This window comes from Paraburkholderia phosphatilytica, from assembly GCF_003443895.1.
GTDB classification, from domain to species: Bacteria; Pseudomonadota; Gammaproteobacteria; order Burkholderiales; family Burkholderiaceae; genus Paraburkholderia; species Paraburkholderia phosphatilytica.
Window position 1 is genome coordinate 64,580 of the sequence record NZ_QQOA01000031.1, and the last position, 20,031, is coordinate 84,610.

The following is a 20,031-nucleotide window of genomic DNA, read 5'->3' on the forward strand; positions in this document are numbered from 1 at the left end:
ACCCTCAGCTTCACGCGCCGCTTACCGCGCGCTCGATCGCTTCGACCGCCTGCTGAGTCGCATCTCCCGCGCAGCAATCTACGATCAGCCGCTCCGGCATCGCGCGTAGCCACGTCAGCTGACGCTTGCATAGCTGGCGGGTCGCGAAGATGCCCTTGTCGTGCATCGTGTCGTAGTCCGTCTCGCCGTCGAGGTACTCCCACACCTGGCGGTAACCCACGCAGCGCATCGACGGCAAACCGGGATGCAGATCGTCGCGGGCGCGCAGGCTGCGCACTTCATCGACGAGTCCTGCGGACAGCATCGCATCGAAGCGCGCGGCGATCCGCGCATGCAGCACGCTGCGGTCCGATGGCTCGAGCGCGACCGGCACGAAGCGATAGGGCGCAGCGTCGTCATTCCGATGTCCCGCCGCGGTTGCCGCGGGCGCCGTCAACAACGTCGACATTGGCTGACCGGTCAGCATGAACACTTCGAGCGCGCGCTGGATCCGCTGCGAATCGTTCGGCGCGAGGCGCGCGGCAGTCGTTGGATCGACGGCGGCGAGGCGCGCGTGCAGCGCGGGCCAGCCGTCGCGCGCCGCATCGGCGTCGAGTTGCGAGCGCACGTCGGCATCGGCGGCGGGCAGATCGTTGAGGCCTTGCGTCAGCGCGCGGTAGTACAGCATCGTGCCGCCGACCAGCAACGGCACACGGCCGCGCGCGACGATCTCGCCGATCACGCGCAGCGCATCCGTGCGGAAATCCGCCGCGGAGTACGCATCCGCGGGATCGATGATGTCGATCAGATGATGCGGCGCGAGCGCGCGTTCTTCCGCGCTCGGTTTGGCCGTGCCGATATCCATCTCGCGATAGACGAGCGCGGAATCCACGCTGACGATCTCGACCGGCCGCTGCGCCGCGAATGCGAGCGCAGCGGCGGTCTTGCCCGATGCAGTCGGGCCGAGCACGCATGCGATCGGCGTCGCTTCGCTGCCCGCACCGGAAGCAACGTTCGAAGCCACACTCATTGACCGCGCATGAAGAGGCGGTCGAGATCGGACAGCGTGAGCTGATACCAGGTCGGGCGGCCATGGTTGCACTGGTCGGCGCGTTCGGTCGCTTCCATCTGGCGCAGCAGCGCGTTCATCTCGTCGAGCGTCAGACGCCGGTTCGCGCGTACCGCGTGATGACAGGCGAGCGTGCCGAGCAGTTCGTGCTGGCGCTCGGTCAGCACACGCGAGCCGCCGTACGCGTGCAGGTCGGCGAGCACCGCGCGCGCGAGCGCCTGCAGGTCGGCGTCCTTCAGCAGTGCGGGCACCGCGCGGATCGCGAGGGTGGTCGGCGACAGCACGGCGAGATCGAAGCCCAGCGATTCGAGCGTCTCGCGCTCTTCCTCGACGACGCCGATCTCGACGCCATCCGCCGGCATCGATACCGGAATCAGCAGCGGCTGCACGGCGATCGAACGTTCCGCGAGCGCGCCCTTGAACTGTTCGTACAGGATACGTTCGTGCGCCGCGTGCATGTCGACGATCACGAGGCCGCGCGCGTTCTGCGCGAGCACGTAGATGCCGTGGATCTGGCCGAGCGCGAAGCCGAGCGGCTGCTCGTCGTGCGCGTCGAAAGTTTGCGGCGCGTCTGAGGGCATCTGGAACGTTGATGCTTCAGTGCCTGACGTTGAGCCGCCACCATAGGTCGTATTGGCATCGCGCGCTTCGAGCGTCGTCGCGCCGTATGCGGTGCCGGCGCCAGTGTCCTTGCGGCCGAACAGCGCATCGTACAGCGCGAGCGGTTGTGCGACCGGCAACGTGCCCTGCGTCATGCGCGCCTGGCGCATCCACAGGTTGCCCTGATTGCCTGCACCCGCGCTGTTGCCGCCCTTGCCGCCGAAAGCGGATTCGCCGAGCGGCGTCGAGTGGAACGACGACGGCGTGTTGTCGTTGCCGGCCGGCGCGATGTGCGCGGCGTGACCGCCAGACGTCGTCTCCGGCGAAGCGCCTGCGTGTCGCGCGAGCGCGCGTTGCACGGCATGGAACACGAACTGATGGATCGAGCGCGAATCGCGGAAGCGCACTTCGATCTTCGACGGATGCACGTTCACGTCGACCGCTTCGGGCGGCAGATCGAGGAACAGCACGTACGACGGGTAACGGTCGCCGTGCAGCACGTCTTCGTACGCGGCGCGCACCGCGTGCGTGAGCAGCTTGTCGCGCACGAAGCGGCCGTTGACGAAGAAATACTGCTGGTCCGCGCGGTTGCGGCTCGCGGTCGGCAGGCCGGCGCAGCCGAATACGGCGAGCGGGCCCGCGGCTTCGTCGAGCGGCAGATGCGCGGTCGCGAAAGTTTCGCCGAGAATTTTCGCGACGCGCGTGGCGGGATCCGTCGCGTTCCAGTGTTCGACCGCGCGGCCGTTGTGCAGCACCGAGATCGCGACGTCCGGCCGCGCGAGCGCGACGCGCCGCACCATTTCGAGGCAGTGGCCGAGCTCGGTCTGCTCGCTCTTCAGGAACTTGCGGCGCGCGGGCGTGTTGAAGTACAGCTCGCGCACTTCGATCGTCGTGCCTTGGGTGCCGGCGGCGGGCGCGATCACGCCCGTGTGCGCGTCGATGCGAACGGCGTGCGGCGCGTCGGCGGTGCGGCTCGTGATCGCCATTTCCGCCACCGATGCGATTGACGCCAGCGCCTCGCCGCGAAACCCGAGCGTGCCGACCGCTTCGAGTTCGGCGAGCGAACGGATCTTGCTCGTCGCATGACGGAGCAGCGCGAGCGGCAACTCGCCTTCGGGGATGCCGCAGCCGTCGTCCGTGATCGAGATGCGTTTGACGCCGCCCTCGTCGAGCAGGATGCGCAACGTTTTCGCACCGGCATCGACGGCGTTTTCGAGCAGCTCCTTGACGACCGATGCGGGCCGCTCGACCACCTCGCCGGCGGCGATCTGACTGATCAGCTGGTCGGGCAGGGGCTGGATCGCGCGGCGCACGAAGGGCACGCGCGGGGCTGTGGCGACCGATGGCGCGGGCGTTGCCGCGGAGGCCGGCGCGGCGGCGTCGCGTGGGTCGAGAGGCAGTTCGGGGAGTTCGGACATGGCAGAATTATAGCGATTCGGGGCGTGTGCCTCTCGCGGTGGCGCGTTCGCACGACGAGCTTTGCGCGGGTTCGCCCGGTGCCGCAAAAAACAGTGCGGAACGCCCCTTTTCGCGTTTATTTTTTAATGGGCGCGTCAGGCACTTTCGGTATCATGGCGCGGTCAATTTTTGAGGCGCATGCCGTGCGCCGATTTTCTCCGCCATTTTTCCGCCTCATCTATAAGGGACGCTTTTGGACACGCTGCTGCAATTCGTCAATCTTGTCCTGCACATCGACAAGTTTCTCGGTGTCTTCATCGAACACTATGGCGGCTGGGTCTATGCCGTGCTGTTCCTGATCGTGTTCTGCGAAACCGGTCTCGTCATCCTCCCATTTCTGCCGGGCGATTCGCTGCTGTTCATCGGCGGTGCATTCGCCGCGACGGGTTCGGTGAATCTCGTGTTGCTGATCGTGTTGCTGATCGTGGCATCGGTGCTTGGGAACACGGTCAACTACCTGATTGGGCGTGCGATTGGCCCGCGCGTGTTCGACTCGCACATTCCGGTGTTCGAACGGTTCCTGGATCGGGCCGCGCTACAGAAGACACACGGTTTCTACGAGCGCCACGGCGGCAAGACCATCGTGCTCGCGCGCTTCGTGCCGGTGGTGCGGACGTTCGCCCCGTTTGTTGCCGGCGTGTCGGACATGGCGGTGGGGCGCTTCCAGCTCTTCAATTTCGCCGGCGCGTTTTTCTGGGTGCTGCTGCTGGTGTTCCTTGGATACTTCTTTGGGAACATTCCGTTCATCAAGCAGTATCTGAATGTGATCGTGCTGGTCGGTGTGGCGGCGGCGGTGGTGCCGGTGGCGCTGGGGGCGGTCTACAAGATGATGCGTGGCCGAGCCAGCTCAGGTGCGGCAGGCAAGAGCCGCTGAACGGTCGCGAGACGTCGTCCCTCACACCTGCCGCCTCGCGAGCGGCGTCTCCGGCGTCGGATACCCCGCCTCCCGGAACGTATCGATGATCGCCCGGTTGGTATCGAAGTAGACCTGCCAGTACGTGCTGTTGTGCGTATAGGGCCGCACGCAGAGCAAGGGCCCCTCCGGCGTGAACGACAGCACCTCGATATCCGGACCCGGGCTCTCCACCACGCTCGGGATCCTCACGACAGCGGCGCGCAGTCGCTCCATCGCATCGCGCACGTCCACCCCGTTGGCCACCTTCGCCGTCAGCTCGACGCGCCGCACGGGCAGCACGCTGAAGTTCGAGATCGTGCCGGAGAAGATCGTGTTGTTGCCGACGATCGTCGTCACGTTGTCGGGCGTGACGATCGTCGTGCCGAACAGCCCGAGTTCCTGCACGGTGCCCGTGACCCCGCCCGCCGTCACGAAATCGCCCACCTTGAATGGCCGCAGCACCTGCATGAACACGCCCGCCGCGAAGTGCGCGAGCAGGCCGCCCCAGGCGGTGCCGATCGCGAGACCGAGACCCGCGAGCAACGCCGCGAACGAGGTGGTCTGCACGCCGAATACCTGGAGGATCGCGAGCACCAGCACCAGATTCAGCAACGCGCCCAGAATCGAACTCAGGTAATGCGCGAGCGTCGGGTCCACGCGCGAGTTGCGGGACAGCATCTTGCGCAGCAGACCGGTGACGAAGCCAATCACCCATCGCCCGATGACCCACAGGACGATGGCGCCGACCACCTTCGTGCCGAAGTCGATGCCCCGGGTCATGATGAACACACGTATGGTTTCGAGATCCACGATACCCTCGCTCAAGTCGTCGACGAATTACGCTAAGAGTTCAGCCCGGATACGACGCGTGTACATGTGCTCCAAAGCCGCTTTGATCGGACGCCGCCGATTGCAGAATCATCCGGATGGAAAAGCGGTTGTTGCTGCAATTTATAGGCGAGAGCGCGCGTGGGAGCAAGTGGCATTCCTATCCTCAACGTCAAATCTCGACGACTTCGATAGATTGGAGTCCGAATGGGGAGGGTTCTGAGTCAGTGTGGCTTGCGAATCTGAATCCAGGGGTTGCCTGGCATGCCGTCGGTAAGCCTGTGCCGCGGCCATCGCGCCGCACGCCACGAGTACCGCCGTGCCCACGCGTATCGCGAACGCGGTGCCCGTACCGTAGATGCGATAACGCGGTGCGTCGGCGAACACGGTGAAGGTGAAGATCGCACCGAGGGCGAGTCCCGTCGCGGCCAGCGCGGCATATGCGCGTGCGCCGCACATCGGCGCGAGCCAGGGGGCATCCGGTTGCGGCAGAAACACGCGAGACAGACAGACGGCTCCGAGCGCCACGAGACTGGCGAAGACATCGAACAGCAGATTGCGCATGAACTCCAGTCCGAGACGGCGAAGGCCGCGATGATGCCACGCGATCTCGTCTCGATAAACGCCGAAGCCATCGTCATCTAACAGGCATGACGTCCGCTGGATCATCAAGAAATGTCTCTGAGCGATGCGCAAGGTTTACTGGGTGTCTAGATTATTTCCGCCTTGCGCGCGCGTGCGAACGGCGCCGGGGCGACTGTTACAGTGCAACGCGAAGAAACGTCCATGTAGCCAAACTGTAGTTTTGCCTGGCCAGAATAGCTGCCATTGTCGTAGCAAGACTGCTGGAGCCATCATGCTGAGCCATCATGAAATCGCGACCTTGATGCTCGTCCGCGACGCCGACCGGCGTCTGCACGAATTCGATCCGGACGTGCTGGCGTTGCGTCGTTATGAACTCGTCGAAGTGCGTCGACAGCGCAGCGGCGATGGCTCGCCGATCGAACTCACCGCGCGCGGCCACGAACTGCTTCGCCGGCTCAGGATGGAGGGCGCGAGCGAGCCGCAGTGCGAGTGAGCCGACGGCCCCAGCCTCTCCTCGAAGCGCGCCTCCCTGCCGGCCTGCGTCGAGCGGTGTAACACCGGTAACCGCTCGTGTCGGCGTCTCTGCCGACGACCTGCCCATTCCCCGACATTCGACTTTCAAACCATTACCCGCGCCTCCCGGAGTAATCTGGAAGGAAGTGTGCATGCTGCATTGCGGAAGGCGGCGAGCAGCGATGATTGTGCCGCCCCGGCCGGCTGCGGATGTAACACGGTGAAAAATCCCGCAGGGCTACTGAAATTGTGTTGGGCACGTTATTGGCATAGCGTTCATCATCGGTTCATGGACTGCGTCGGCGCCCCGCCTGGCGTCGTCATCTGTTGTGGAGACTGGCGTGAAATCGTTGAAACTCGTCGTTGGACTCGCCGCCGCGGCGGCAGTCTGCCTGAGTGGCACCGCGCATGCAGCACGCGTGGGTGTCTATATCGGCCCCGGGTACTACTGGGGGCCGCCCGTGTACTACTATCCGCCGCCGCCAGCCGTGGTCGCGGTGCCGGTCGCGCCCGCGCAGCAGGAATACATCGAGCAGGGGCAGGCCGAGCCGGAGCCCGCGGATGCATCGCCGCAGCAGTCGGCGGGGACCTGGTACTACTGCGACGCGTCGAGGACCTACTACCCGTACGTGAAGCAATGCGCGGGTAACTGGCGCGCCGTGCCGGCACAACCGCCGGCGAACTGATCTATTCCTGAGTTCGATCCAATCATGAAGCCCATGAAATACGCACGATTCACGCTGCTCGCGCCGGTGGTTCTGCTCGGCGCGTGCGCGGTCACGCCGACAGGCCCCAGCGTGATGGCGCTGCCGGGCACCGGCAAGACCTTCGATCAATTCCGCGCGGACGACGCGCAATGCCGCCAGTTCGCCTTCAACCAGGTGGGCGGCGTGTCGGCCAATCAGGCGGCAACCAATACCGCGGTTGGCAGCGCAGTGGTGGGCACGGCGCTCGGCGCTGCCGCCGGCGCGGCGTTCAACGGCGGCTCGGGCGCGGCAGTCGGCGCGGGCGTTGGCCTGCTGGCCGGCAGCGTGTTCGGCGCCGGCGCGGCGCAGAATTCGGGCTACTCGACGCAGCAGCGCTACGACTACGCGTACATGCAGTGCATGTACGCGGCAGGCGATCGCGTGCCGGTGTCGGGCCGCTTCCGCACGATGCAGCCGCAAGGCTACTCACAGCAGGGCTATGGCCAGCCCGTCACGCCGCCGCCTCCGCCGCCGGGCTCGCCGCCACCCCCGCCGCCGGGCGCGTATTGATCACGTTGTGATCTGCTTTGAAGGCGCCTTGTGGGCGCCTTTTTTCTTCCGCGAGTCCGATCGCGTTTAAGTGACGTTTAAGTCATCGCCTCTACGCTGGGTACCGTACGACACGGATGCGCGCGATCCATGCCGTCGCCGGTACGAACGCATTCACGGAGGTCCATGATGAAAGGACGTTCATTCGCTGTGCTCGGCGCGGTGGCACTGGCCGCCGCATTCAGCGTGCAGACCGCTTTCGCCGACGTCGCGCTGCCCGCCACGCATCAGCGGGGCGACATTACGTATCTGTCGGGCGGCATCGGCAGCGATCAGTCTTCGGCGATCAAGAGCGTGATGCATCGTTATCCGCTCACGCTGGAATTCGTCGGCAAGCGCGGCGACTATCTCGCCGACGTGCCAGTACGGATCGCCGACATGCACGGCAACACGCTGTTGAAGGCGCAGGCAAACGGACCGTTCATGCTGCTGCATCTGCCTGATGGGCACTATCAGGTCACGGCGAGCTACGACGGCAACACGCTGCATCGCGACGTAACGATCGGCAGCGGCACACGCGCGCACGAGATGTTCGTGTGGCCGACGTGATGGCACGTGAAGGCCATCGCATCGGTCTGTCGATCGCTGTTCCGGCGGGCGTGTCGGCGCGTTTTCTGCTGATGCTGTCCGGTATCAGGTAGCACAACGCCGCTGTGTGCAGGCGGCGCCCGGTCTAGCTGCCGCGCGGCAGCCATACCATGCCTTACATGGGAGTGCGCAGATGGATCGACTCAGAATGGCTATCACCCAGCCTCGTCTCGAGGAACCCGCTCACGAAGCGCAGCGCTCGCAGCGTCGCGCCACCTTATGGGTCGTCGTGCTGACGCTGCCGGTGTTGTTCGCGGTGTTGTTTATCGCGCTCGAAATACTGGGTCTGATCGTTCGCGTCGTCTGACCCTGCATGCACCGCGCGCGTCGCAAGCACGCGTCGCTTGCTGTCATATGCCCGCGGCGAGCATCGCCCACGCGGCGATGGCGCCGTTGTAGCTCGTGTAGAAGCCATACGCGTCGTAGATCGCGCTGCCCCAGTTGCCCTGCACAGTCGCGGGCAGTGCCGCGTTCTGCACCGGGTCCGAGATATTGCGCACGAATGCGAACGCGGTGCCGCTCTTGCGGCACGCTTCGCCGATCACCGCATCGTCCATCTCGATCGCAACGAATTCACTGTAGGTGCCCGCGGTCGTGCCGACGACGAACGTCGACGTGGTCAACAGCGACGCGGCGCCACCGGTTTGATCTTCGATCAATGGGCTTGGGTCGCCGAGATTCAGGTTCTTCGGATCGAGCTGTTCGAGCGTGTAAGCCGTCTTGTATTGCGTGTTGAACTGCTCGCAGAGCGCTTCGAGATCGCTGACGTTCGACGGCACCGGCAGCAGCAGACGGCTGAATCTCGCGTGATTCAGCACCGTGTCTTTCGCTTTCCATGTGTTGCTGTATGCGGGCCATTGCCCTGGCGGCTTGCTTGCGTCGAACAGCGTGCCCGCGCTGACCGCACGCACGGTGCCGATACGATCGGCCGGTTTCGCGCCGCCCGCGGTGCCGATCGACAGGATCAGCTTCGGCTGCACCTCATTGACGAAGCGCTCGATCAGCGCTTCGAGAAATGGCGCGCCCGGCCAGTCGAGGTGTGTGTTCGACTTGTACAGCAGCACCGGTTCCGCGCCGACCTGCACGAGGCGATAGCTGCCCCATGACGTCCACCCCGACGGGCCCCCTGCGCGCAGTTCGCTCGAATCTTCCTGCCAGTCCGGCCACGTGCCGCGGTTGCGATCGCTGTACGGCATCGGCGTGCTGCCTGAGCAGAACACGTGTTCCAGCGCGGCCCACTCCGCCTCGGCCCACGTGATCACGATCGCGCTTGCCTTCGGCAGCTTGACGGCGGGCGTGGTCAGCAAGGTAGGCGCTGTCTGGCCGACGAGCTGATAGCTGACAGCGGGCAGATCCGGTGCGTTACGGATGCTGGCGCGCACCGCCGGCCGCGCCGCTTTGTCGAGACTCAAGCCGAAGCGCAGTTTTGGATTGTGGCCCTGCTGCATGCGGATTCTCCGTGCGAGGTCGTGCATCGACCCGCGAGGCGCGCGACACTATGTCGTGGCCGCCGCACGTCATGCACGCGAAAGATGGCGTGGCAGGATTGTGACGCGAGCGGCATACGATGTCCGCGTTTTGCGATGAAAAAACCCCTTACGCATCATCACGTAACGCGCCTGTAAGACGCGTGTGCTTATACCGGTGCTCGTACTGGTACATGAGTGCACAGCGGTTTCATCGCGCATCGTTTTGCGAAGCGGGCCCCGCATTTGCTGGCGAAAGCCTTCCGAAGCCTTGCAGCATGTCGCGCCGTGTCATCTGTCGTGCGCCGTGTTTTGCGCACCGTCGCGCGCACTGCCGCGAGCCGCCCACGTCGACGTCACCGCGTCGCTCCCACCTGGTCCGCCGATGCCTTCACGCCACGTTGTTCCCGCTTCGTCCGCCTCGCCGTGCGCGTGGTTCTCACCATCCTTCGCAGCATTCTTCGCGCGCGCTGCTACCTGCGTGGCCGCCATACTCGCGCTCGCCGCGAGCGCCGGGGTGCGCGCGCAAGCTGCACACGCGCAAACACCGCCCGCTACGCCTGCGCTCACACTGCCGGCGTCGGCAATCAACGCGAACGCCGCCAGCACCGCGAAGGTGCTGCAACGCCAGAACGCGGATCACGCGCAGCCGTCGCCGGTTGTGCCCACACCGCCGTCCGAGCTGTACGGCGATCTCTATCGCGACGTCGAACTCGCGCACATCTATCCGGACAGCAAAACATTCGCGGACATGGTGCCAAACGAAGCACCCGCGCAAGTCGTGGCCGATTATCAAAGCGCCCGCACGCAACCGCAGTTCGACCTGAAGCAGTTCGTCGAGCAGCACTTCACGTTGCCGCCGCGCACGGCAAAGCACTACGTGTCGGACCCGAACCAGAGCGTCACCGCACACATCGATACGCTGTGGAACGTGCTGCGCCGCGATCCGGACGCGAACGCGAGCCCGTACTCGTCGCTGCTGCCGTTGCCGTCGCCGTACATCGTGCCCGGCGACCGCTTCGACGAGATCTACTACTGGGACTCGTACTTCATCATGCTCGGGCTGGAAGCGAGCGGTCAGCACGCGCTCGTCGACGACGAGATGAACAACTTCGCGACGCTGATCGACCGCTACGGCCACATTCCGAACGGCAACCGCACGTATTATCTGAGCCGCTCGCAGCCGCCGTTTTTCGCGCAGATGGTGCAGCTCGTCGCGGAGAAGGAGGGCGACCAGGTCTACGCGCGGTATCTGCCCGAGCTGCGCCGCGAGTACGCGTACTGGATGACCGGCAGCGAGCGCCTCGCGCCCGGCCAGGCGGCGCATCATCTGGTGCGGCTCGCCGACGGCACGCTGCTCAACCGCTACTGGGACGAGCGCGCGACGCCGCGCGACGAGTCGTATCGCGAGGACGTGATCACCGCGCAGCAGATGCCGCAACGCCATGCCGAAGACCTGTGGCGCAATCTGCGCGCGGGCGGCGAGACGGGCTGGGACTTCAGCTCGCGCTGGTTCGGCGACGGCAAGACGCTCGCGACGATCGACGTGACGTCGCTCATTCCTGTGGACCTGAACTGCCTGATGGTGGACCTCGAGCGCACGCTCGCGAAGGCCTATCGCGTGACGGGCGATGCCGGCCACGCGGAAAACCTCGAGCAACGCGCGCGCGTGCGGGCGGATGCGATCCGCCGCGTGCTGTGGGCCCCTCAACTGCACGCGTTCGGCGACTACGACTTCGTGCATCGCACGCTTACGCACCGGTTGAGCGCGGCGACCGTGTACCCGCTCTACACCGGCGTCGCCACGCGAAACGAGGCGCGCGAAGTTGCACAGACTGTTCGGCGCAGCCTGCTGCGCCCAGGCGGCCTCGCGACGACGCAGACGAACACTGGCCAGCAGTGGGACGAGCCGAACGGCTGGGCACCGCTGCAGTACCTCGCGGTGATCGGGCTGCGCCGCTACAGCGAGCCCGATCTCGCGCGCGACATCGCGACCCGCTGGATTCGCACCGACGTCGCGTACTACCAGCGCACCGGCAAGCTCGTGGAGAAATACGACGTCGACGCGACCGCGGGCAACGTGTCGGCGGGCGGCGGCGAATATCCGCTGCAGGACGGCTTCGGCTGGACCAACGGCGTGCTGCGCGTGCTGATGGGGCTCTACCCGGACGCGGTGGGCGACACGAAACCGGCGGCGGTGCCAGGCGGCGCGTCGGGCGTGTCGGATGCCGCGGCGTCGGCGGCCGCGGCGCCGCAGACGTCGCATGGCACCGCGCCTGCGCCGGCCTCGGTGCCAGCACCGGCACCTGCAAGCCGATAACGCGGCCGGCGGCGCGCGGGGGAGGCTCGCGGTGTGAGCCCGCGGGGTGAGCCCGAGAGGTAGCACCGATACCAGGATGACCGCTTGACTGCCTCCGCGCCGCGCAACCCGCTACGATGCGGCGGGTAGCTCGTATCGGCGTCCGCCACCTCGGAAGGTCTCGCACATGAATCGCAAGCTGGATGTACCGTCAACCGAACCGGTGCCGCCGCAGGCGCAGGCCGCGGCGACCGCGAAAGCCGCGCCGCCCGTCGACGACGAAGCCGCCGCGCACTGGCAGCGCAACCTGTGCGTATGCGTGTTCGGCTCGTTCACGACCATCGTCGCGATGACGCTGCTGCTGCCGTTCCTGCCGCTCTACGTCGAGCAGCTCGGCGTGAAGGACCACGCCGCGATCGTGCAGTGGTCCGGCGCGGCGTTCGGCGCGACCTTCTTCAGCGCCGCGTTCGTCGCGCCGCTGTGGGGCAAGCTCGCGGACCTGTACGGCCGCAAGCTGATGCTGATCCGCTCGAGCCTCGGCATGGCGATCGCGATGTCGCTGATCGGCATGGCGCATTCGGCGTGGCAGCTGGTCGCGCTGCGGCTGCTCGCGGGGCTGCTCGGCGGCTACGCGTCCGGCTCGATGATCCTCGTCGCGACGCAGACACCGAAGGCGCGCTCCGGCTGGGCGCTTGGCATCCTCTCTTCGGGGATCATGGCGGGCAATCTCGTGGGCCCGCTGCTCGGCGGTTTTCTGCCGCCGTTGATCGGCATCCGTGCAACCTTCTGGGCGTCGGGCGCGGCGATCTTCGTCGCGTTCCTCGCCACGCTGTTCCTGATCCGCGAAAAACCGCCCGCACGCAAGAACGCCAGCAACGCTTCGAAAAAGGGCGCGTGGGCGCACGTCGACGACAAGGCGCCCGCCATGACGATGCTCGCTACAGGCCTGCTGCTGATGGTCGCGAACATGTCGATCGAGCCGATCATTACCGTCTACGTCGCGCAGCTCACGAAGCCGCAGAGCGTGACGATGATCGCGGGTTTCGTGATGTCGGGCGCGGCGCTCGGCAGCGTGATCTCGTCGTCGCGCCTCGGCAAGCTCGCCGATCGCGTCGGGCACTGGAACGTGATCATTGGCTGCCTCGTCGTGTCAGCTCTGCTGCTGGTACCGCAGGCGTTCGTCACCGCGAGCTGGCAGCTGATCGTGCTGCGCTTCCTGATGGGAATGGCGCTGGGCGGCCTGCTGCCGTGCATCACGAGCGTGATCCGCCACAACGTGCCGGTGAGCGTGGCCGGTGCGATTCTCGGCTACTCGGTGTCGTCGCAGTACGCGGGGCAGGTGATGGGACCACTGCTCGGCGGCTTTGTGGGCGGGCACATCGGGATGCGCGCCGTGTTTCTCGGCACGAGCGTACTGATGGCGTTCGGCGCGCTTGCGAACTGGCGGGTGAAGGCGGGCAGGGCGAAAGCAGCGGCGGCGCGCTGAATCGCGTGCCGCCTGAAGCCGCCCAGAAGGTGCTGCTCAGAAGGTACCGCAGGCCTCGTGCAGAATGCCGAGCCGGCGCGCCGGTTCCGCGACGTACGGGTTGGTTTCGTCCCACGCATAGCCCGCGAGAATCGCGCTCAGCATCCGGCGGATCGTCGCCGTCTGGCGCGGGTAGTAGATGATGTCCTGCAGCTCGCCCGTGTACCAGGTCTCCACGAACACGCGGAACGTGTCGATGCCCTTGCGCAGCGGCACGTCGTAGCTCGCGAGCCAGTCCACCGTTTCGCCGTTCAACTGGCGTTCGAGCGTGTGCACCGCGAGATGCGCGGAGCGCAGCGCGATCGTGACGCCGGACGAAAACACCGGATCGAGAAACTCGCCCGCGTTGCCGAGCAGCGCATAGCCGGGACCATGCAGGCGCTCGACGTTCGCCGCGTAGCCGCCGATCTGCCGCACCGGCATCAGGAACGGCGCGTCGCCGATCAGGCGCGCGAGCGTCGGCTCTTCCTGGATCAACGCGCGCAGCTTCGCTTCGCGCTCGGCTTCGGGCACGTCGAGGAACGCCGCGTGCGCCACGCATCCCACCGACGACTTGCCCCCCGCGAGCGGAATCATCCAGAACCACACGTCCCGGTGCACCGGATGCGTGGCAATCGTGATCTTGTTGCGGTCGGTTGCATCGAGCGGCAGGCCGTCGCGCACGTGCGTGAAGATCGCCGCGCGGGTCGGCATGCCGGTGGGCGATTCGAGATTCAGCAGGCGCGGCAGCACGCGGCCGAACCCGCTCGCATCGAACACGAAGCGCGAACGCACTTCGTACGCGTTGCCCGCTTCGTCGATCACGTCGAGCACCGGCGCATCGCCCGTCTGCATCGAACGCACGGTGTGGCCGAAGCGCACCACGGCGCCCTGTTCGGCCGCGCAGCGCACCAGCAGATCGTCGAACAGCGCGCGTTCCACCTGATACGTGGTGCCCCAGCCGGGCGTGTGCTTGTCTCGGAAGTCGATCGTCGCGGTCTGGTCGCGCCAGACGAAATGCGCGCCGTTCTTGTACTGGAAACCCGCTTCGACGACGGCCTGCAGCATGCCCGCTTCCTCGAGGTACGCCATGCTTTGCGGCAACAGGCTTTCGCCGATCGAGAAGCGCGGGAAGTGCTGCCGTTCGAGCACCAGCACCGAACGCCCGGCCTTTCTCAGGAGGGCCGCGGCGACCGCGCCCGCGGGGCCCGCGCCGATGATCGCGACGTCGAATGTATTGTCAGCCTGGGTATGCGTGTCCATCGTTCCGTTGTCCGTGTTATCGAGCCCTGCGTTGCCCGTGATTCCAGTGTTCGCTGCCGGCCGCGCGTGGTGCGCTGCGCGCCGGATACCCTACGTGCTTTGCGTCTCCGTCCAGCATGGCTTGCCAGTACAATGACGCGCGTCCTGTCGGCGCCATGATCGCCCGGAGAAAGCCCATGTCGTCAACCGCAACCTCCAGTGTGCCATTCGTACCGGAAACCGCGTTCGGTACCTGGTTCCTGCGCACCCACACGTGGGAGCACCACGTGCTGCGAGTTGCGATCAACGACCTCAAGCGTCTGATCGATACGCCGCTGCCCGCCGCGCCGGTGATCGTCGACGTGGGCTGCGGGCAGGGCATATCGTTCCGTCTGCTCGTCGATGCGTTTGCGCCGCGTCGTATAGTCGGTATCGACTATCACGAGCCGTCGCTCGTGCTGGCCGCTAAAGCCGCCGCCGCGCTGCGCGAACGCGCCGCGCAATCGGGGCAATCGTCGCAATCACAGCAGGCATCGCAACCGCTCGCCATCGACCTGCAACACGGCGACTGCGCGCATCTGCCTGTGCCGGATGCGTGCGCCGATCTCGTGTTCTGTCATCAGACGTTCCATCATCTCGTCGAGCAGGAAGCCGCGCTTGCCGAGTTCCGCCGCGTGCTGAAACCGGGCGGCGCGCTGCTGTTCGCCGAATCCACCGACGCGTACATCAGGTCGTGGGTGATCCGCCTGCTGTTCCGCCATCCGATGCACGTGCAGAAGAGCGCCGACGGCTATCTGCAGATGATCCGCGAAGCCGGCTTCGCGTTCAACGCGCGGAACGTTTCGTTCCCCTACCTGTGGTGGAGCCGTGCCACCGATTTCGGACTCTTCGAGCGGCTCGGCCTGCATCATCCGAAGCCGGGCAAGCGCCGCGAGACGCTCGTCAACGTGGCCGCGGTGAAGGTGGACTGAAGCCAGCTCACCTTCACCTTCGCACCGCGCTTACTTGCCCTTCAGCTTCACCACGTCGCCCTTCAACGCCACGCCCGCGATGATCGCGCCCGCGCCGCACGTGAACTCGGTGGCGCTTTCGCGCTCCTCGTTGTGGTAGTTGCTGACGATGTTGATCACCGCGTCGCCGCCTTCCGCGCGTGCGCGCTGCTGCAACTCGATCACCGCCGACAGGAACACGTGCTGGCACGCCTTCTCGTCGCTCTTGCCGAAGGAGTTGGTTTTCTTGTTCGTCGCGAAGTTGCCGAACGAATGCGCGACGGCTGGATGCTGCTGGCCGGCGAAGTACAGCTTGATGTCGTCGGTGACCTTGCCGGGCTCGCTTGCCAGCGCGGCATCGACCGGATAGTTGCCGATCGTGTCGCGCGCGAACGCATGCGACGCGACGAACGACGCGCCGATGGCGGCGAACAGCACTGCGAATCTCAGGTGGCGATTCATCATGGATTCCCCGCTGATCACTGGTTGGTTTCCAGCACGACGAAATCGCCGTGCACTGCGATGGCCGCGGCGCTGCTGCTCAAGCCGCAGGTGAAATCGTTATCCGAATCCGTGACCGTCGAATGGAAACGCGTTGTCACGTTGATGACCGCGTTGGCCGCATGATCGCGGGCGCCGGCGCGCAGCTTGCGCAGCGCTTCGCCAAGTGCGTTGCGGCAGGCCCGGTCGCCGTCGTTCGTGCCGCGTGCGATCCGCACCGAGTACGACACGTCGCCGAGCTGCTTCTGCACGGCCGGATGCGTCTGCGTGCCGAAGTACACCGCGACGTTCGACGGATCGGCGCTCGTGGTGACGGGTCCCGCGCCGCGGTGCAGCGGCGCTCCCGGTGCGGCCTCGAGCGTGCCGGGTTGCGCGAGCGCACCTTGCAGCGGCACGGTCCGCACTTCGGTCGAGCATGCCGCGAGTGCGAGCGTAGCGGCCATCAACGTGCCCACGAACAGAGTGTGTTTCAAGCTGGTTTCCCTCATTGTTGTTACGGTCCTCAGAAACATCATGCGCGTTGCCACGCGCGAAACATCAGGCTCGCGCAACTTCCCCCGAACCCGAACGAAACCGACATCGCCGTGCGCAGCTTTGCATCGCGCGAGGTCTGCACTAGCGGCAGATCGCTCGTGGCCGGATCGGGCGATGCGATCGCACCCGTTCCCGCAATGAAGCCGTCGCGCAGCATCAGCAGCGTGTAGATCGCTTCGTGCGCGCCGCATGCGCCGAGCGGATGCCCCGTCATGCCCTTCGTCGACGAAAACTGCGGCACATGTTGACCGAATACCTCGGCAAGCGCCCGCAGTTCTTCGACGTCGCCGAGCGGCGTGGATGGCGCGTGCGTGTTCACGTAGTCCGGCCCTTCGCGTGCGTCGTCGAGCGCCGCGCGCATCGCGCGCGCGATGCCCGGCGCCTGCGGCGTGACCATGCCCGCGCCGTCGGTGGCATGGCCGAAACCCGTCAGCTCCGCGTGGATCCGCGCGCCGCGCGCGAGCGCATGGTCGAGCGATTCGAGCACCAGCACGCCGGCGCCCGACGCGATCACGAAGCCGTCGCGCGCGACGTCGTACGGCCGCGATGCGCTGGCGGGCGTGTCGTTGAAGCGCCGCGACAACGCGCCCATCGCGTCGAACATCAGCGTCATGTTGTCGTGCAGTGCTTCGCTGCCACCGGCGAGCACGATCTGCTGGCGCCCGGTCTGGATCAGCTGCATTGCCTGGCCGATCGCGAGCGTCGACGTCGTGCACGCCGACGACGGCGAATAGCTGATGCCTTCGATGCCGAACACCTGAGCGACGTTCGCCGACGCGGTACTGCTCATCGCCTGCGGCACGGTGTACGGCGGCACGCGGTCGACGCCGCGCGTGTTCGCGAGCGCTACTGCCGCGTCATACGCGGACATCGTGCCGACACCCGAGCCGATCACTGCGCCCGCGGCCGGCGTACGCAATTGCGCCGCGTCGAGCCCGGCATCGGCGAGCGCGCTGTGCGCCGCATGGCACGCGAAGCGCGCGGTGTCGCCCATGAAGCGTTCGAGCTTGCGGTCGAACGGCGTTTCGTTCGCGACGGATGCCACGCCCGCCACCTGGCTCGCGAAGCCGCGTGCGCGCCACGCATCGATGTGCGTGACCGCGCTCGTGCCGTCGCGCAATCGTGCCGATACCGCGTCGAGCGTATTGCCGAGACAGGACACGATGCCCATTCCCGTCACGACCACGCGCTGCAACGCGCGCGGCTCGCCGCGGTGCATGTCGATCCACACGCTCATGCGGCGCGCCGGAAGATCAGCGACGTGTTGACGCCGCCGAACGCGAAGTTGTTGCTCATCACATATTCGGCGTCGATCCGGCGGCCGTCGCCGCCGATGTAGTCGAGTGGCGCGCAGGCCGGGTCGACGTCGGTCAGGTTCAGCGTCGGCGCGAACCAGTTGCGCTTCATCATCTCGATCGTCCACCACGCCTCGATCGCGCCGCACGCGCCGAGCGTGTGGCCGATGTAGCTCTTCAACGAGCTGATCGGCATGCGTTTGCCGAACACCTGTGCGGTCGCGCGGCTCTCGGCAACATCGCCAAGATCGGTCGACGTGCCGTGCGCATTCACGTATTCGATCGCATTGGCGTCGAGTTGCGCGTCCGACAGCGCCAACTGCATCGCGAGCGCCATCGTTTCGGCGGTGGGCTGCGTCATGTGCGCGCCATCCGAGTTGCAGCCGAAGCCGACGATTTCCGCGTGGATCCGCGCGCCGCGCGCGACCGCGTGTTCGTATTCCTCGAGCACCAGCGTCGCCGCGCCTTCGCCGACGACGAGCCCGTCGCGCGCCTTGTCGAACGGACGCGGCGTCAGGTGCGGATCGTCGTTGCGCGTGCTCGTCGCGTACAACGTGTCGAACACCGCGACCGCCGGCCCCGACAGTTCCTCGGCGCCGCCTGCTAGCATCATCGTCTGCTTGCCGTATGCGATGGTCTCGTACGCGTAGCCGATCGCCTGGCTGCCTGATGCGCACGCGCACGACGTGGGCACGATGCGGCCTTTCAGGTCCCAGAACAGGCCCACGTTGACGGCCGTGGTGTGCGGCATCATCTGTACGTAGCTGTTCGACGTGACGTCGCCCATCAGGCCGGTGTCGAGCATCTTGCCGAACGCGCGGATCGGCTCCACCGAACCCGACGACGAACCGTACGCAACGCCCATGCGCCCATCGGCGATCGATGCGTCGGTCGCGAGGCCCGCATCGGCGAGCGCCATTTCGCTCGCGCGCACCGCGTACATCGAAACCGGCCCCATCGAACGCAGCTTCTTGCGCGGATAATGCGCGGGCTGCGTGAAGCCGGGCAGCGGACACGCGAGGCGCGTGTGCAGCGACTGATAGAAGTCCCATTCGTCGATGCGCTTTACCGCGTTGCGCTTCAGATGCAGCGCGCACTCGATGTCGGGCCAGTTGTCGCCGAGCGCGGTGACGCCGCCCATGCCGGTAATGACGACGCGCTTCATCACACCATCCCGCCGTTCACGCCGATCACCTGGCGCGTCACGTACGACGCGGCGTCGGACATCAGGAAGCTCACGACCGCCGCGACTTCCGCGGGCTGGCCCACGCGGTTCATCGGCACGGCCTTCAGTGCGTGTTCGAGCGGCACGTCGTCGAGCATGCCGGTTTCGATCAGGCCGGGCGCGACGCTGTTGACGGTGATGTTGCGCGTCGCGAGTTCGACGGCGAGTGCCTTGGTCGCGCCGATCAGGCCGGCTTTCGCGGCGCTGTAGTTCACCTGGCCGCGATTGCCGGTCACGCCCGACACCGATGCGACCGTGACGATGCGGCCGCCCTTGCGCGCGCGCACCATCGGCATCGTGAGCGGATGCACGACGTTGTAGAACGCGTCGAGACCGGTTTCGATCACCATGTCCCAGTCTTCGTCGGTGAGCGCGGGGAACGCCGCGTCGCGCGTCACGCCGGCGCAGCAGACGATGCCGTAGTACGCGCCGTGTGCGTCGACGTCGGCTTCGAGCGCGCTGCGGCACGCGGCGCGCTCGCGCACGTCGAACTGCAGCACGCTCGCGCTGCCGCCCTGCGCGACGATGCCGGCCTGCACGGCTTCCGCTTCGCTGCGGCTCGAGCGGCAATGCACGGTGACGGCGAAGCCGTCGGCGGCGAGGCGATACGCAATCGCGCGGCCGATGCCGCGGCTTGCGCCGGTGACGAGAACACGGCGGCTCATGACCTGAAACTCCCTTCGATGAATGACTGAAAATCGCGCGGCTGGAAGGCCTTGATGATCGCTTCGGCCCAGAGCTCGCGCTCAACCTCACCTTCGCCCTTCATGCACGTGATCGCGCATTCGTATGCGGCGGTGCCTTCGTCGGTGCGCAGCAGTTCTTTCGCGCTGATCTGCAGGCGCGCGCCCGCGGCGAACGCCGGCAGCGCCGCGCGATAGCGCTGCGAGCCGAGCAGCACGCCCGGCAACGCGTGGCCGCCCGCGCGAATCGCGAGCAGCCCGACGTGCGCGGCGATCGCCTGCGCCATCAGTTCGACGCCGATCCATGCGGGCATCGCGCCGTCTGCATCCGCATACCACGCGTGGGCATGCACGCGCGCGGTGGCCGCGATCGATTCACCGGTAAAGGCTGTGACCGCGTCGAGCAGCAGCATCGTGTCGCGATGCGGGATGATTTCCTCGATCGGCGGAAACGTGGCATCGGGCTGGCTGCGGTCGTTCATG

General features: G+C 66.3%; 21 protein-coding genes. 9 read left to right on the forward strand and 12 right to left on the reverse strand.

The features are described from left to right. Nucleotides 1-10: 10 nt before the first annotated feature. Nucleotides 11-1,009: a tRNA (adenosine(37)-N6)-dimethylallyltransferase MiaA gene (miaA, locus tag DVS29_RS26720; RefSeq protein WP_118183538.1), complete on the reverse strand. Its 999-nt coding sequence runs from the start codon at nt 1,007-1,009 to the stop codon at nt 11-13. Further along, the gene (mutL, locus tag DVS29_RS26725) at nt 1,006-3,066 is read right to left on the reverse strand and encodes a DNA mismatch repair endonuclease MutL (protein ID WP_118183539.1); all 2,061 of its coding nucleotides are present in this window, start codon (nt 3,064-3,066) and stop codon (nt 1,006-1,008) included. The genes miaA and mutL overlap by 4 nt, the downstream gene beginning before the upstream one ends. Nucleotides 3,067-3,299: 233 nt before the next feature. Here mutL and DVS29_RS26730 point away from each other — a divergent pair, with 233 nt between their 5' ends. Next, the gene (locus tag DVS29_RS26730) at nt 3,300-3,980 is read left to right on the forward strand and encodes a VTT domain-containing protein (RefSeq protein ID WP_118183540.1); all 681 of its coding nucleotides are present in this window, start codon (nt 3,300-3,302) and stop codon (nt 3,978-3,980) included. Nucleotides 3,981-4,001: 21 nt separating this feature from the next. Here DVS29_RS26730 and DVS29_RS26735 read toward each other — a convergent pair whose 3' ends face one another. After that, nucleotides 4,002-4,811 carry a mechanosensitive ion channel family protein gene (locus DVS29_RS26735; RefSeq protein ID WP_118183541.1) on the reverse strand — a complete coding sequence of 270 codons (810 nt, stop codon included), beginning with the start codon at nt 4,809-4,811 and terminating at the stop codon, nt 4,002-4,004. Nucleotides 4,812-4,952: 141 nt separating this feature from the next. Beyond that, complete coding sequence (locus DVS29_RS26740) at nt 4,953-5,525, reverse strand: hypothetical protein (RefSeq protein ID WP_124800720.1); 573 nt, start codon at nt 5,523-5,525, stop codon at nt 4,953-4,955. Between the two features lie 160 nt (nt 5,526-5,685). Here DVS29_RS26740 and DVS29_RS26745 point away from each other — a divergent pair, with 160 nt between their 5' ends. From DVS29_RS26745 to DVS29_RS37430, 5 genes are all read left to right on the forward strand, one after another. After that, nucleotides 5,686-5,907 carry a hypothetical protein gene (locus DVS29_RS26745; protein WP_118183543.1) on the forward strand — a complete coding sequence of 74 codons (222 nt, stop codon included), beginning with the start codon at nt 5,686-5,688 and terminating at the stop codon, nt 5,905-5,907. 361 nt (nt 5,908-6,268) lie between these two features. Further along, nucleotides 6,269-6,613: a hypothetical protein gene (locus DVS29_RS26750; protein WP_118183544.1), complete on the forward strand. Its 345-nt coding sequence runs from the start codon at nt 6,269-6,271 to the stop codon at nt 6,611-6,613. Between the two features lie 33 nt (nt 6,614-6,646). After that, nucleotides 6,647-7,183, forward strand: a complete 537-nt coding sequence (locus tag DVS29_RS26755) for a glycine zipper family protein (RefSeq protein ID WP_118183545.1) — start codon at nt 6,647-6,649, stop codon at nt 7,181-7,183. A 168-nt stretch (nt 7,184-7,351) separates the two neighbouring features. Then, nucleotides 7,352-7,771: a carboxypeptidase regulatory-like domain-containing protein gene (locus tag DVS29_RS26760; RefSeq protein WP_118183567.1), complete on the forward strand. Its 420-nt coding sequence runs from the start codon at nt 7,352-7,354 to the stop codon at nt 7,769-7,771. A gap of 187 nt (nt 7,772-7,958) precedes the next feature. Beyond that, entirely contained in the window at nt 7,959-8,117 is a 159-nt protein-coding gene (locus tag DVS29_RS37430) for a hypothetical protein (protein ID WP_164707995.1), read from the forward strand. A 43-nt stretch (nt 8,118-8,160) separates the two neighbouring features. Here DVS29_RS37430 and DVS29_RS26765 read toward each other — a convergent pair whose 3' ends face one another. Next, nucleotides 8,161-9,258 (reverse strand): hypothetical protein, encoded by a 1,098-nt coding sequence (locus tag DVS29_RS26765; RefSeq protein WP_118183546.1) that lies wholly within the window; start codon nt 9,256-9,258, stop codon nt 8,161-8,163. Nucleotides 9,259-9,757: 499 nt separating this feature from the next. Here DVS29_RS26765 and treA point away from each other — a divergent pair, with 499 nt between their 5' ends. Further along, complete coding sequence (gene treA / locus DVS29_RS26775; protein WP_118183548.1) at nt 9,758-11,596, forward strand: alpha,alpha-trehalase TreA; 1,839 nt, start codon at nt 9,758-9,760, stop codon at nt 11,594-11,596. Between the two features lie 166 nt (nt 11,597-11,762). After that, nucleotides 11,763-13,061, forward strand: coding sequence for an MFS transporter (locus DVS29_RS26780; protein ID WP_118183549.1), 1,299 nt, complete (start codon nt 11,763-11,765; stop codon nt 13,059-13,061). 36 nt (nt 13,062-13,097) lie between these two features. Here DVS29_RS26780 and DVS29_RS26785 read toward each other — a convergent pair whose 3' ends face one another. After that, nucleotides 13,098-14,342: an NAD(P)/FAD-dependent oxidoreductase gene (locus tag DVS29_RS26785; RefSeq protein WP_118183550.1), complete on the reverse strand. Its 1,245-nt coding sequence runs from the start codon at nt 14,340-14,342 to the stop codon at nt 13,098-13,100. A gap of 176 nt (nt 14,343-14,518) precedes the next feature. On the opposite strand from DVS29_RS26785, the gene DVS29_RS26790 reads away from it, so the two are divergent. Next, the gene (locus DVS29_RS26790; protein WP_118183551.1) at nt 14,519-15,292 is read left to right on the forward strand and encodes a class I SAM-dependent methyltransferase; all 774 of its coding nucleotides are present in this window, start codon (nt 14,519-14,521) and stop codon (nt 15,290-15,292) included. A gap of 30 nt (nt 15,293-15,322) precedes the next feature. Here the strand turns inward: DVS29_RS26790 and DVS29_RS26795 are convergent, their stop codons facing one another. From DVS29_RS26795 to DVS29_RS26820, 6 genes are read right to left on the reverse strand one after another with little or no spacing between them, the layout of a single operon-like run. Beyond that, nucleotides 15,323-15,772 carry an excinuclease ABC subunit A gene (locus tag DVS29_RS26795; RefSeq protein ID WP_118183568.1) on the reverse strand — a complete coding sequence of 150 codons (450 nt, stop codon included), beginning with the start codon at nt 15,770-15,772 and terminating at the stop codon, nt 15,323-15,325. Nucleotides 15,773-15,789: 17 nt separating this feature from the next. Continuing rightward, on the reverse strand, nt 15,790-16,284 hold the full coding sequence (locus DVS29_RS26800; RefSeq protein WP_420816168.1) for a signal peptidase: 495 nt from the start codon (nt 16,282-16,284) through the stop codon (nt 15,790-15,792). Nucleotides 16,285-16,322: 38 nt separating this feature from the next. Continuing rightward, the gene (locus tag DVS29_RS26805) at nt 16,323-17,582 is read right to left on the reverse strand and encodes a beta-ketoacyl-[acyl-carrier-protein] synthase family protein (RefSeq protein ID WP_240655809.1); all 1,260 of its coding nucleotides are present in this window, start codon (nt 17,580-17,582) and stop codon (nt 16,323-16,325) included. Beyond that, nucleotides 17,579-18,805 (reverse strand): beta-ketoacyl-ACP synthase, encoded by a 1,227-nt coding sequence (locus DVS29_RS26810; RefSeq protein ID WP_118183553.1) that lies wholly within the window; start codon nt 18,803-18,805, stop codon nt 17,579-17,581. Before DVS29_RS26810 ends, DVS29_RS26805 begins: the two co-directional genes overlap by 4 nt. Beyond that, complete coding sequence (locus DVS29_RS26815) at nt 18,805-19,530, reverse strand: 3-ketoacyl-ACP reductase FabG2 (protein ID WP_118183554.1); 726 nt, start codon at nt 19,528-19,530, stop codon at nt 18,805-18,807. Before DVS29_RS26815 ends, DVS29_RS26810 begins: the two co-directional genes overlap by 1 nt. Then, nucleotides 19,527-20,030 carry a hotdog family protein gene (locus DVS29_RS26820; RefSeq protein ID WP_118183570.1) on the reverse strand — a complete coding sequence of 168 codons (504 nt, stop codon included), beginning with the start codon at nt 20,028-20,030 and terminating at the stop codon, nt 19,527-19,529. Before DVS29_RS26820 ends, DVS29_RS26815 begins: the two co-directional genes overlap by 4 nt. Between the last annotated feature and the right edge of the window lies 1 nt (nt 20,031).